Here is a 12,328-nt window from a genome sequence, read left to right as displayed (position 1 = left end):
GAGTTCACCTTTGACCCCCTTGGCCACACTACTCGCGCTGTCCGACTCGCGACTGCCGACGGGCGGGCACGTGCATTCCGGCGGTGTCGAGCAGGCCGTGACAGAGGGGCTGGTCTGCGACCTCGCGACGCTTCGGGCATATCTGCGTCGTCGCATCCGTACCCACGGCCTGGTGACGGCATCGGTAGCGGCCGCGGTGCATGCCGGTGAACTAGGCATCGATCAGGCGGACCGCGAAACCGATGCTCGCACACCGGCTCCCGCCGCCCGGCGAGCCTCCCGCGCACAGGGCCGCGGCCTGATCCGGCTGGCGCGGCGGGTCTGGCCGGACGGTGGCTGGGACACGCTCGGAAGCACGCCGCACCTAGCCGTCGCGGCGGGCGCGGTTGGTGCGGCCAGCGAGATGACCCCCGAGCTCACCGCGCTGTCGATCGTCTATACCACCATGACCGGTTCGGCGACGGCTGCCCAGCGTCTGCTCGCCCTCGATCCCGGTGACGTCGCAGCGCTGACGTTCGAGCTGTCCACGTTGTGCGAGCAGACCGCCGCCGAGGCCGCCAAGGAACTTTCCGACCTGTCCGATCCGCTGTTGGACGCGCTGGCCCAACGGCATACCCAACGCGAGCGACCTTTGTTCGTCTCCTGAAAGAGAAGCGATGCCACCACATTTCCTCGACGGTCAGCCACACCGTCACACCGACCGGCCGAAGCGACATCGAGAGCCGGGAGAGCCGCTGCGCATCGGCATCGGCGGCCCCGTCGGCTCCGGCAAGACCGCGCTCGTCGCGGCGCTGTGCAGGCAACTGCGCGACGAGTTGTCCCTGGCCGTGCTCACCAACGACATCTACACCACCGAGGACGCCGACTTCCTGCGCCGCCACGCCGTGCTGCCCGATCGGCGGATCGCCGCGGTCCAGACCGGCGGCTGCCCACACACCGCAATCCGCGACGACATCACCGCCAACCTCGATGCCATCGACGACCTCATCGCGGAAAACGACCGGCTCGACCTGATTTTGGTCGAGTCCGGCGGTGACAATTTAACGGCCACCTTCTCATCCGGGCTGGTGGACGTGCAGATCTTCGTCATCGATGTGGCCGGCGGCGACAAGGTGCCGCGCAAGGGCGGGCCGGGGGTGACCTACTCAGATCTGTTGGTGGTCAACAAGACCGATCTGGCGTCGCGTGTCGGGGCTGATCTCGAAGTGATGCGTCGCGACGCGGCGACGGTGCGTGGTGACCGGCCGACAGTGTTGATCTCGCTGACCGAAGACCCTGCTGCCACCGCCGTGCTGGCCTGGGTGCGTGCGCAGCTGCGGGTGTCTGCGCACGCCTGGGGGAGTAGCGAGGGTTCGGTCTAGTGCGTTCGGACGTCCTCATCGTCGCCCGTCGCGACCGCCGGCCGCGCATCGAATGCACCGGCGGGCTCGCCGCACGCGAGACCGAACCCGACACAGTGCATCTGGTGTCGGCCGCCGCCACCCCGCTCGGTGGCGACGCAGTGCGTGTGCGCATCGTGGTCGAGCCGGGCGCGTCACTGCGGGTGCGCACCGCGGCGGCGACGGTGACGTTGCCGGGCCCGAGGACGGATGAGTCGCACACAGTCTGGGCTCTGGAGGTGGCAGGAGTTCTCGACGTCGATCCGCAGCCGACCGTGGTGGCCGCCACGTCGCGGCACATCGCCGCTACCCGGATTGACCTCACCGGATCTGGTCGCCTCCGGCTGCGGGAGCGTGTCCAGATAGGTAGAACTGCTGAGCGGCAGGGTTTTTGGGTCGGGTCGCTGCACGCGGACGTCGACGGGTCCGCCCTGCTGCGCCATCGCATCGAGATGGGCAGCGGCTCGCTGACCGACGATGAGCTCGGCGCGCCGATGGCGTGTGTCAGTGAGTTGCGCTACCCGGGCAGCCACATCGAGACGGACGGCGTTGCGCTGGCGCTGGCGGGCGGTGGCTGCCTTGCAACCTGGCAGGGCGCCCGGCTCTAGCCGGCTAGATCGCCATGGCGGCGCGGACTTCGGCCTCCGAGGCCGAACCGCCTGCGCCGCTGGACGTGACGCGGCCGGACTCGAGGATGTAATAGCGCTGCGACGACTCCAGCGCGAATCCGATGTGCTGCTCGACGAGCAGCACGCCCAGGTCGCCGCGTTTGGTCAAGTCGGTGATCGCGGCCTCGATTTCGGCCACCACCGACGGCTGGATGCCCTCGGTCGGCTCGTCGAGAATCAGACACCTGGGCCTGGTGATCAGCGCGCGGGCGATCGCCAGCTGTTGGCGTTGGCCACCCGAGAGCAGCCCGGCCCGCCGCGGCAGGAGCTCCTTGAGCGCGGGGAACAGGTCGAGCTGTTCGTCGATCAGCTGCTTGCCGTTCTTGCGTCCGTCGGCGACGACCTGAAGATTTTCGGCCGTCGTCAGCTGGCCGAACGACTGCTGGCCCTGCGGCACATACGCCAGACCACGCGCCACCCGCGCGCTGGGCCGCAGATTGGTGATGTCGTCACCGTCGAAAAGCACTCTTCCGGCACTGCATTTCAACAGGCCGACGGCGGCGCGCAGGAGTGTGGTCTTACCGGCCCCGTTGTGGCCCATCACAGCCGCCACCCCGTTCGAGGGCACCTCGACGCCGACCCCGTGCAGGACGTCGGAGCGGCCGTAGCCAGCGTGTACGTCGACTAGCCGGAGCATCAGGAGTTCTCCTCGATGAGTTCGGAGGGCCCGCCCGTGGGCAAGGTTGAAGCGCCGGCGGCCGCCGTGCCGAGGTAGACCTCCTGCACCTTCGGATTGGCCTGCACCTCGGCGACCGATCCCTCGGCGACGACCCGCCCGCGGGCCAGCACGGTCACCGAAGTGGCGAACGCGCGCATGAAATCCATATCGTGCTCGACGACGACGACGGTGCGCTCACCGCCGATGCGGCGCAGCAGGTTTCCGGTCTCCTCGCGCTCCTCATGGCTCATCCCCGCGACCGGTTCGTCGAGCAGAAGGACGTCTGCGTTCTGCACCAGGAGCATGCCGATCTCGAGCCACTGCTTCTGGCCGTGGGCGAGCACACCGGCGGGTTCTTCGGCCAGCTCGGTCAGCCCGATCGTGTCCAGGGCCGCCTCGACGGACGGCAGCATCCCGCGGCGTCGTCGCAACAGCGTCCACGGCGAGCGTCCTGCGCCCGCAGCGATATCCAGGTTCTGCAGCACGGTCAGCTGTTCGAAGACACTGGCTGTCTGGAAGGTCCGGCCCACCCCCAGCCGCGCGATCTGATGCACCTTCTTGCCGAGTAGCTCCACGCCCGACTTGTTGACCGAGCCGGTGGCGGTCACGAGCCCGGTGATCGCGTCGATGACAGTGGTCTTGCCCGCGCCGTTCGGACCGATCAGGAACCGCAGGTCGCCTTGAAACAGTGTCAGGTCGACGTCGCTGACCGCCTTGAAACCGTCGAAATCCACCGTCAGGCCGCGGACTTCGAGGTACTCGGTGCCCATGCCGACGTTGCCACCGGCCACCGGTTCCACTTTCGCACCGCTCATGTCGATGCCCCAACTTTCTCCGCGTCCGGATCGGTGTCGACCGCGGCGGGCCGCTCCACCTCCGGCAGCGGTTTGGGTCTGCGTGTGCGCCACCGCCTGTACAGCGCCCCCAACCCGGCGAAACCGGCGGGAAAGAAGCCGACGACGACGATGAACAGCAGGCCCTGCGCGTAGGTCCATTCCGAGGGAAAGCGTTCGGAGAACAGGGTTTGCGCCCACGCAACACCGATCGCGCCCAGCACCGGTCCCAGCAACGTTGTACGTCCGCCGATCGCCACACCGATCAAGAACGCGATAGACGGAAGGATGCCGACCTGTGATGGTGCGATGAACCCGACAATCGGTGCGAACAGCGCGCCGGCGATGCTGGCGAAGAGAGCGGCGACGGCGTAGGCGACCACCTTGATGTTCGCCGGGTCATAGCCCAGGAAACGCACCCGCTCCTCGCCGTCGCGAACGGCCACCAGCAGCTCGCCGTAACGGCTCTGCATGAGCTGCCGGACCACGGCGACGACGAGGAGCAGCACACCGGCGGCGATGAAATAGAGCATCCGCTGGTTCGCGGGATCGTTCAGGGTGAACCCGAAGAAGGTACGAAACCTGTTGAGCCCGTTGCTTCCCCCGAGGCTGGCCTGCCCAACCAACAGGATCGCCAGCGCCGCGGCGAGCGCCTGCGACAGGATCGCGAAATACGCGCCTTTGACGCGGCGCTTGAAGACGCCCAGGCCCAGCGCCGCGGCGATGACCGTCGGCAGCACCACGATCGCCAGCAACGTAAAGGCGGGGGAGGCGAACGGCTGCCAGTAGGCCGGTAATTCGCGCACCCCGGCGATCTGCATGAAGTCGGGGACGTCATTACCGCGGATCTGCGCGTCGGCGACCTTCAGGTGCATACCCATCATGTAGCCGCCCATGCCGAAGAACACGCCCTGGCCGAGCACCAGCATGCCGCCGCGGCCCCAGGCCAAACCGATACCGACGGCGACGATCGCGAAGCACAGGAACTTGCCGAGCAGCGACAGCCGAAAGTCCGACAACACGACCGGCGCCACCCCGAACAGCAACACCGCCGCGACGCCGAAACCGGCCCACGTCTGCCACCGGCCCAATAGGACCCTCACGCGAGACTCCTTGTCCGAACGGTGAACAGGCCCTGCGGGCGGACCTGCAGGAAGATCACGATGACCACGAACACGATCACTTTCGCCAGCGATGCGGTGGTGTTGTACTCGATGAACGAATTCAGGAAGCCCAGCGCGAACGCCGCGATCACGGCGCCCTTGATCTGGCCGAGGCCGCCGACGACGACAACCAGGAACGCGTCGATCAGATAGCTCTGCCCGATGGTCGGACTCGTCGAACCGATCAGCGTCAACGCCACACCGGCCACCGCCGCCAGTCCCGATCCGATGAAAAACGTTGTGATGTCGGTCTTGCGCGACGAGATGCCACTGGTTTCGGCCAGGTCGCGGTTCTGCACGACCGCGCGGATGCGCCGTCCCATGGGACTGACTTTGAGCGCGGTGGCCAGCGCCGCCACGCAGGCGATCGCCAACACCAGGATGAAGATGCGCGTCCTGGGCACCACCGCCCCGAAGATTTCCATACCGCCGGACAGCCACGGCGGCGCGACAACGTTCACCGCAGGCGCGCCGAAGATGTCGCGGGCCACCTGCTGCAGGATCAAGCCGACGCCGAACGTCACCAGCAGCGTGTCGAGCGGGCGGTGATACATCCGTTGAATGAGCGTCACTTCCAGCAGCGCGCCCATCGCGCCGCCGATGACGAAACCGACCACGAGCGAAATCAAGAGCGACGCACCGGCACTCGACACAATCTGCTGCACCACATAGGCGGTGTAGCAGCCCGCCATGATGAACTCGCCGTGCGCCATGTTGATGACGCCCATCTGGCCGAAGGTCAGGGACAACCCCAGCGCGGCCAGCAACAGGATCGAGCCGAGGCTCAACCCCGTTGCCAGCTGTCCGATCAGGACATCCATCTCAGCTGGAGAGCCCTGCTGCCCACGGATAGGACTTCAGGTACGGGTCCGGCTCGATCGGGCCAGGTGACTCCCAGACCGTGTAGATGAGCCCGTCGGGACGGATCTCGCCGATGCGGGCCGTCTTGGTGATGTGATGGTTCTCGCCGTCAATGGTGACCAGGCCCTCGGGAGCGTCGAAGGTGACCCCGTCCGCGTTGTCCTGAATTGCCTTGACATCGAACGACTTCGCCTTCTCGACGGTGTTCTTCCACAGGTACACCGAGACGTAAGCGGCTTCCATCGGATCCGACGTCGGCTTGTCGGCGCCGAACTTGTCCTGGTAGGCCTTGACGAATGCCTTGTTGACCGGATTGTCCACGGTCTCGTAGTAATTCCACGCGGTCAGCTGGCCGGTGATGTTCTGCACGCCGATGCCGCCGACCTCTTCCTCGGCGATCGACACCGACACCACCGGCATCGCCTGCGGCGTCAGGCCGACGTTGCGGTACTCCCGGAAGAACGCGACGTTGGAATCGCCGTTGAGGGTGTTGAACACCGCGTCGGCGTCGGCGGTGCGGACCTTGTTGACGATCGTCGAGAAGTCCGTCGAACCCAGCGGGGTGTAGTCCTCACCCTTGATCTCGATGCCGTTGGCGTCCGCATACGCCTTGATGATCCGGTTGGCGGTCTGGGGAAACACGTAGTCGCTGCCCACGAGGTAAAGCGACTTGACGCCCTTTTCCTTGAGGTAGTCCAACGCCGGGACGATCTGCTGGTTGGTGGTGGCGCCGGTGTAGAAGATGTTCTTCGACGACTCCAGGCCCTCGTACTGCACCGGGTAGTACAGCAGCGAGTTGGCGCTTTCGAAAACGGGCAGCATGGCCTTGCGCGAGGAGGAGGTCCAACCGCCGAACACCGCGGCGACACAGTCGCTGCTGATCAGCTTTTCGGCCTTCTCGGCGAAGATGGTCGGCTCGGACGCCCCGTCCTCACCGACGAGCTGGAGTTGCTTGCCCAGCACGCCGCCTGCGGCGTTGATCTGCTCGACAGCGAGGTCGATCGCGTGGCGCACGGTCACTTCGGAGATGGCCATGGTGCCCGACAGTGAGTTCAGTGCACCTACCTTGACGGTGGGACCGGAAGTGTCCACGCACGACGCGGCGCTTGCCGAATCCGATTCGGTGGCCTTGCTTCCGCAGCCGGACAGCAGCAACGCGGTCGCGGCGACGACGCTTCCCGCCCTGAAAGCCGAACGTTTCCACGAGGAGCGTCGGACAAGTCGCATGGACAGCCTTTCCCGAGAACAGCAACGCCCATCGCCGACGAGCGTCGATAGTCAAGCGGCACGTGAGACACCACGCGGTGTCGAACTGGGACGTTAGAGCGGCTGTGTTTCTACGAAATGTCTGTATGTGACGAACAAATTAACCTGTGGCTCGCCAGGCGTTGATCGGCCGTTTGCCAGGTGCGACGCTCTGGCGGCCTCGGCGCTGTGCTGGCGCAAACACGTGGGTTGGGCTATGGCGCAGCGCCGTTCGCAACGCCTGAGTACGCCAATGGCGCTAGCCGGCGACCCTCTCGGTGTCTCGTACCCCCGCGGCGATCTCCTCGAGCTCTTCAATCCGGGTGCGGGCGTAGGCCTGCTGTTCGGTGATCGTGAGGTTGCCGCGCTGCGTCGACAGGAAGGTCACCGTCCACGACAGCAGCGTGGTGATCTTGCGGCGGAACCCGACTAGGTACACCAGGTGCAGCACCAGCCAGGCCAACCACGCGATGAAGCCGCCGAACTCGAGCGGACCGATCTTGGCGACGGCGGAGAATCGCGACACCGTGGCCATCGAGCCCTTGTCGAAGTACTGGAACGGTTCGCGCGCAGCGGGGTCGGCGCCCTTCAACTCGGCCCTGATCGCGTTGGCGGCGTACCTGCCGCCCTGGATCGCGCCTTGCGCCTGCCCGGGCACGCCCTCGACGTGGGCCAGGTCGCCGACCACGAACACGTTGGGGTGGCCGGGAATCGTCAGGTCGGGCTCTACCAGGACGCGACCGGCCCGGTCGACCTCGACGTCGGACTGCTCGGCGAGATCGCGGCCCAGCGGACTGGCCTGCACACCGGCCGACCACACCTTCGTCGCCGATTCGATGCGCCGGATCGTGCCGTCGGAGTCCTTGACCGTGATGCCGTTGCGGTCCACATCGGTGACCATGGCGCCGAGTTGGATGTCGACGCCCATCTTCTCCAGCCGCGCTTGGGCCTTCTTGCCGAGCTTCTCGCCCATCGGGGGCAGCACCGCGGGCGCCGCGTCGAGCAGGATCACCCGTGCCGTGGTCGAATCGATATGGCGGAACGCGCCTTTGAGCGTGTGGTCGGCCAATTCGGCGATCTGCCCGGCCATTTCGACGCCGGTTGGGCCCGCACCGACCACGGTGAATGTCAGCAGCTTCTCGCGCCGGGCCGGATCGCTCGAGCGTTCGGCCTGCTCGAACGCGCTGAGGATGCGCGCGCGCAGCTCCAGCGCGTCATCGATGGACTTCATGCCGGGGGCCCACTCGGCGAAATGGTCGTTGCCGAAATAGGATTGGCCGGCTCCGGCGGCCAAGATCAGCGTGTCGTACGGGGTGACGTAGGTATGGCCCAGCAGCTCCGACTTGACCGTCTGGTCGGCGAGGTTGATGTGGGTGACGTCGCCGAGCAACACCTGACAGTTCTTCTGCTTGCGCAGGATCATCCGCGTCGGCGGCGCGATCTCGCCGGACGGGATGATGCCGGTCGCCACCTGGTACAGCAGCGGCTGGAACAGGTGGTGGGTTGTCTTCGCGATCAGCTTGACGTCGACATCGGCCCGTTTCAGCTTCTTGGCAGCGGTCAATCCGCCGAAGCCTGACCCGATGATGACGACTTTGTGCCGATCAGATGCAGTGGCTCCGGGATGGCTCATGTTGGGCTCCTCGACGGTGTCACGTGCAGTTCTACCCGCAACGGTAGCCGCCCGAACCTGCGATCGACGATTCCGTTAGCTGTGGCATTTCCCACGCCGTCGGCCCGATCAGCCGCCGAGAAGTGGCTTGAGAAGCTCACCGACCGCGGTGATGCCGCCCGGCTGATATCCGTTCAGGCTCGTCACCGGGCTCAGGATCACCCCATCGACGCCGGCGTCGAGAACCTTGGCCTTCACCTGCTCGACGACCTGCTCGGCACTGCCGTAGACCGCCTGCTGTTTGAAGTCGTCGGGAATCACATCGCCCGTGACGTTCTCGTCGATGATCGCGACGACCAGCATGCTGGTCTCGAGCGTGGCGGGGTCGCGGCCGATCTCCTCGCAGCGCTCCTTCACGACCTGCACCTTGCGCGGCAGCTCGTCGAAGCCCGCGATGAGGTTGAGGTGGTCGAAGTGCTTGGCCGCCAGCGGAATGGTCTTCTTCTCGCCGCTGCCGCCGATCATCAGCGGAACGTGATCGCGGAAGCGGGGCTCCGCCATGGCCTCCTTGGTGCGGTAGTACTTGCCATCGACGGTCGGACGGTCGCCCTCGAGCATCGGAAGGATGATCTGCAGTGCCTCGTTGAGCTTGTTGAAGCGGTCGGTGAAAGTCCCGAACTCATACCCCAAGGAGTCGTGCTCCAGTTCGTACCAGCCCGTGCCGATGCCGAGGATCGCGCGGCCCTGGCTCATCACGTCCAGCGTCGTGATGGCCTTGGCCAGCAGCGTGGGATTGCGGTAGGTGTTGCCGGTGACCAGCGTGCCGAGTTGGACGCGTTCGGTCGCGGTGGCCAACCCCCCAAGGGCGGTGTACGCCTCGAGCATGGGCGCATCGGGCGTGCCGAGGCCGGGAAGTTGGTAGAAGTGGTCCATCACGAAGACGGAGTCGAAGCCCGCGGCCTCGGCTTCCTGAGCCTGCGCGATGACCGTCGGGAAGATCTGGTCGACGCCGGTGCCGTAGGAGAAGTTGGGGATCTGCAGTCCGAGTTTGATGGTCACGTCTTCACGTAACCACGGCTGATCGGGGTCGATTCCCCGTCAGCGAAAAGTTCAGCCGAAGTCCGCCAGCGCACCCTTGCTGACGTGCAACGTCTGGCCGGTGATGTGGCGCGCCGCAGGGGTGGAGAGGAAAAGCGCGAGCCGGGCGATCTCCTCGGCCACCGGCGGCGGGGTACGCGAGAGGCCTTCGTAGCCCGGTTCGGTGCTGCGTCCCGACGCCACCGCGTTGACCGTGATGCCGCGGGTGCCGAAGTGCGCGGCCTGGCCGGCGGTCCAGTTGGAGATGGCCGCCTTGATGGCCGCTTCGGCACTGCCTTCTACCGGGTGTTCGGGAACCACGGTGACGATCGAACCGCCCGAGCGCAGGTGATCGCCCAGGATCTGCACGGTCAGTACCGCTGACAGCACGGTCGAGTCGAGCGCCTCCCGCCACGCGTTGGCCAGCTCCGACAGCGAGTAGGTGCGCGGGTCGCCGCCGTCCCAACGAGGCGCGGGCACATTGACGATCGTGTCGAGGTGGTGCGGGAACTGCGGTCGCGCCGCTTCCAGGCTGGCGGGATCGGTGTTGTCGAACACGATTGCGTCGACGTCGAGTTCCTTGGCGGCGACTTCGAGGTCGTCGCGGCGGGCACCTGCGATCACGACCCGGTGACCGGCGTCGCGGAAGCCTCCGGCGATCGTGCGACCTAAATCCGTGTCACCGGCGGTGACGAGCACCTCCATCGCGGGACCTCCTTGTCGTGCCAACGCTGAACTCAGCGATCCCGGGCAATGTTACTGGACAGTAGCTAGGGCGCGAAACCGGCGCGCGGGCGCATGTGCCATAGGGTTTTTCCCGTGAGGCGCAGGGCGGCGAGCGGTTGAGCATCTCGGCTGGCCTGCCGCGCTGGCTGTACCTGCCCGCCGCGGTCGGCGCGCTGTTCGTCGCCGTACCTCTTGTCGCGGTGGCGGCGAGGGTGGACTGGCCGAATTTCGTGCACCTGATCAGCAGCGAGTCCTCCATCAGCGCGCTGCTGCTGAGCCTGCGGACGGCGGCCGCCAGCACCGCGCTGTGTCTGGTTTTCGGTGTGCCGATGGCCCTGGTGCTCGCGCGCAGCGACAGCCGGCTGATCCGCGCGGCGCGGCCGCTGATTCTGCTGCCGTTGGTGCTGCCTCCGGTGGTCGGCGGTATCGCGCTGCTCTACGCGTTCGGCCGGCTCGGCCTGATCGGGGAGTACCTGGAGGCAGCGGGTGTCCAGATTGCGTTCACGACGACGGCGGTGGTGCTCGCCCAGACGTTCGTGTCGCTGCCGTTCCTCGTCATCGCGCTGGAAGGGGCCGCCCGCACCGCGGGCGCCGATTACGAAATGGTGGCGGCCACGCTGGGCGCCCGGCCGTCCCGGGTGTGGTGGCGCGTGACGTTGCCGCTGCTGATTCCCGGCCTGGTGTCCGGATCCGTGCTGGCATTCGCGCGCTCGCTGGGCGAATTCGGCGCCACGCTCACGTTCGCGGGCTCTCGTCAGGGCGTCACCCGGACGCTGCCGTTGGAGATTTATCTGCAGCGGGAGAGCGACGCCGATGCCGCGGTGGCGTTGTCGTTGTTGCTCGTGGTGGTGGCCGCGGTGGTGGTCTTGGGCCTGGGCAGTCGGCGGTTGCGGGGCGACAGTGCCTGGTAGTGCGGCGTGACAGGAGTCAGCCTGCGGGCCGTTGTCGAGCATCGGGGCGTGGATGTCGAGTTCGACGTCGCCGCCGGTGAGGTGCTGGCCGTGCTGGGCCCCAATGGGGCGGGCAAGTCGACGGTGCTGCACGTCATCGCGGGCTTGGTCCGGCCCGACGACGGTGTCGTGCGCGTGGGGAATCGGGTGCTCACCGACACCGCAACGCGGGTCGACGTGCCGACCCACGACCGCCGCGTCGGGTTGCTGCTGCAGGATCCGCTGTTGTTTCCGCATCTGGATGTCGCCGCCAACGTGGCCTTCCCGCCCGGCGGTAGGCGACCCGAGCACTGGCTTGCAGAGGTCGACGCGACGGATCTGGCCGACCGCAGGCCCCGCCACCTGTCGGGGGGCCAGGCCCAGCGGGTGGCGCTGGCCCGCGCGCTGGCCGCCGAACCCGACGTGTTGCTCCTCGACGAGCCGTTGAGCAAGCTCGATGTCGCGACCGCCGCTGCGATGCGCAAGGTGCTGCGCCGGGTGCTGGTGCGCGACGGCCGGTCGGCGGTGATGGTGACCCATGACGTGCTCGACGTGGTGACGCTCGCCGATCGGGTGTTGGTGCTCGAATCCGGCCGTGTTATGGAAAATGGTTCTGCGGCAACGGTTCTGACGGCTCCGCGCAGTGGATTCGGCGCGCGGCTGGCGGGAGTGAACCTGGTTCGCGGCACGGCGGCCGGCGGCGGGGTGCTGACCACCCGGTGGGGCGGCACCTGGTACGGAACCGCGGGCGTGGACGTGACGGCGGGGGCTTCGGCGGTGGCCTTGTTTCACCCGGCGGCCGTCGCGGTGTACCGCGAGCGACCGCACGGCAGCCCCCGCAACACCGTTGAAGTGACCATCGCCGAAGTCGACGGCCGCGGGCCGGCCATCCGGGTGCGGGCCGAGGAACAACCCGATGGCGGCCCCGGGCTCGCCGCCGACATCACCGCGGACTCCGCCGCCGAACTGCGCCTGGCGCCCGGCGAGCGCGCGTACTTCGCCGTGAAAGCGCAGGAGGTCACCATCCACCCGGGCCCGTAACGGACATCTGGGCGGCTGCGAAAAACGAGTTAGACGACCGTCGTCCTCCGGCGGTGAACGCGGTTCGACAAGCCCGCGCCACGCGCGGGGACACCGTCGTGTCAGCAATTCCGGGTACTGTTGCCTTGCATGGCAT

13 protein-coding genes are annotated in these 12,328 nt (G+C 67.0%); 5 read left to right on the top strand and 8 right to left on the bottom strand.

What is annotated here, in order from left to right; genetic code table 11:
- The first annotated feature begins 10 nt into the window (after positions 1-10).
- Genes AU187_RS04280 through AU187_RS04270 form a run of 3 tightly spaced genes read left to right on the top strand, consistent with a single transcriptional unit; the run spans position 11 to position 1,987 of the window.
- Positions 11-646: an urease accessory protein UreF gene (locus AU187_RS04280; protein ID WP_059098538.1), complete on the top strand. Its 636-nt coding sequence runs from the start codon at positions 11-13 to the stop codon at positions 644-646.
- A gap of 10 nt (positions 647-656) precedes the next feature.
- On the top strand, positions 657-1,361 hold the full coding sequence (ureG, locus tag AU187_RS04275; RefSeq protein ID WP_059098537.1) for an urease accessory protein UreG: 705 nt from the start codon (positions 657-659) through the stop codon (positions 1,359-1,361).
- Positions 1,361-1,987, top strand: a complete 627-nt coding sequence (locus AU187_RS04270) for an urease accessory protein UreD (RefSeq protein ID WP_059098536.1) — start codon at positions 1,361-1,363, stop codon at positions 1,985-1,987. The genes ureG and AU187_RS04270 overlap by 1 nt, the downstream gene beginning before the upstream one ends.
- 4 nt (positions 1,988-1,991) lie before the next feature.
- Here the strand turns inward: AU187_RS04270 and urtE are convergent, their stop codons facing one another.
- The 8 genes from urtE to AU187_RS04230 form a co-directional block, all read right to left on the bottom strand.
- Entirely contained in the window at positions 1,992-2,684 is a 693-nt protein-coding gene (gene urtE, locus AU187_RS04265) for an urea ABC transporter ATP-binding subunit UrtE (protein ID WP_059098535.1), read from the bottom strand.
- The gene (urtD, locus tag AU187_RS04260; protein WP_059098534.1) at positions 2,684-3,520 is read right to left on the bottom strand and encodes an urea ABC transporter ATP-binding protein UrtD; all 837 of its coding nucleotides are present in this window, start codon (positions 3,518-3,520) and stop codon (positions 2,684-2,686) included. The genes urtE and urtD overlap by 1 nt, the downstream gene beginning before the upstream one ends.
- Positions 3,517-4,641 carry an urea ABC transporter permease subunit UrtC gene (gene urtC, locus AU187_RS04255; RefSeq protein ID WP_059098533.1) on the bottom strand — a complete coding sequence of 375 codons (1,125 nt, stop codon included), beginning with the start codon at positions 4,639-4,641 and terminating at the stop codon, positions 3,517-3,519. The genes urtD and urtC overlap by 4 nt, the downstream gene beginning before the upstream one ends.
- A complete protein-coding gene (gene urtB, locus AU187_RS04250) occupies positions 4,638-5,522 on the bottom strand; it encodes an urea ABC transporter permease subunit UrtB (protein ID WP_059098532.1) in 885 nt (294 codons plus the stop codon). Before urtB ends, urtC begins: the two co-directional genes overlap by 4 nt.
- 1 nt (position 5,523) lies before the next feature.
- Entirely contained in the window at positions 5,524-6,711 is a 1,188-nt protein-coding gene (gene urtA / locus AU187_RS04245) for an urea ABC transporter substrate-binding protein (RefSeq protein ID WP_353612188.1), read from the bottom strand.
- Positions 6,712-7,066: 355 nt separating this feature from the next.
- Positions 7,067-8,440 (bottom strand): NAD(P)/FAD-dependent oxidoreductase, encoded by a 1,374-nt coding sequence (locus tag AU187_RS04240; protein WP_059098530.1) that lies wholly within the window; start codon positions 8,438-8,440, stop codon positions 7,067-7,069.
- Positions 8,441-8,548: 108 nt separating this feature from the next.
- A complete protein-coding gene (locus tag AU187_RS04235) occupies positions 8,549-9,478 on the bottom strand; it encodes an LLM class F420-dependent oxidoreductase (protein WP_059098529.1) in 930 nt (309 codons plus the stop codon).
- A gap of 51 nt (positions 9,479-9,529) precedes the next feature.
- Positions 9,530-10,201: an SDR family oxidoreductase gene (locus AU187_RS04230; protein ID WP_059098528.1), complete on the bottom strand. Its 672-nt coding sequence runs from the start codon at positions 10,199-10,201 to the stop codon at positions 9,530-9,532.
- A 137-nt stretch (positions 10,202-10,338) separates the two neighbouring features.
- Between AU187_RS04230 and AU187_RS04225 the strand changes: the two genes are divergently transcribed.
- Both AU187_RS04225 and AU187_RS04220 read left to right on the top strand, forming a co-directional pair.
- On the top strand, positions 10,339-11,133 hold the full coding sequence (locus AU187_RS04225) for an ABC transporter permease (protein ID WP_172800155.1): 795 nt from the start codon (positions 10,339-10,341) through the stop codon (positions 11,131-11,133).
- A gap of 6 nt (positions 11,134-11,139) precedes the next feature.
- Positions 11,140-12,192 carry a sulfate/molybdate ABC transporter ATP-binding protein gene (locus AU187_RS04220; RefSeq protein ID WP_059098527.1) on the top strand — a complete coding sequence of 351 codons (1,053 nt, stop codon included), beginning with the start codon at positions 11,140-11,142 and terminating at the stop codon, positions 12,190-12,192.
- Positions 12,193-12,328 lie beyond the last annotated feature (136 nt).

The sequence above is a fragment of the Mycobacterium sp. IS-1556 genome, from assembly GCF_001499985.1.
Lineage (GTDB): Bacteria > Actinomycetota > Actinomycetes > Mycobacteriales > Mycobacteriaceae > Mycobacterium.
The sequence above is the reverse complement of the archived record's forward strand: the minus strand, read 5'-3'. Positions and strand labels throughout refer to the sequence as shown.

What these genes read in the sequence shown, in the direction of transcription:
- ureG (WP_059098537.1), top strand. Translation starts at nt 657, where the DNA reads ATGCCACCACATTTCCTCGACGGTCAGCCACACCGTCACACCGACCGG.
- urtE (WP_059098535.1), bottom strand. Translation starts at nt 2,684, where the DNA reads ATGCTCCGGCTAGTCGACGTACACGCTGGCTACGGCCGCTCCGACGTC.
- urtD (WP_059098534.1), bottom strand. Translation starts at nt 3,520, where the DNA reads ATGAGCGGTGCGAAAGTGGAACCGGTGGCCGGTGGCAACGTCGGCATG.
- urtB (WP_059098532.1), bottom strand. Translation starts at nt 5,522, where the DNA reads ATGGATGTCCTGATCGGACAGCTGGCAACGGGGTTGAGCCTCGGCTCG.
- AU187_RS04240 (WP_059098530.1), bottom strand. Translation starts at nt 8,440, where the DNA reads ATGAGCCATCCCGGAGCCACTGCATCTGATCGGCACAAAGTCGTCATC.
- AU187_RS04230 (WP_059098528.1), bottom strand. Translation starts at nt 10,201, where the DNA reads ATGGAGGTGCTCGTCACCGCCGGTGACACGGATTTAGGTCGCACGATC.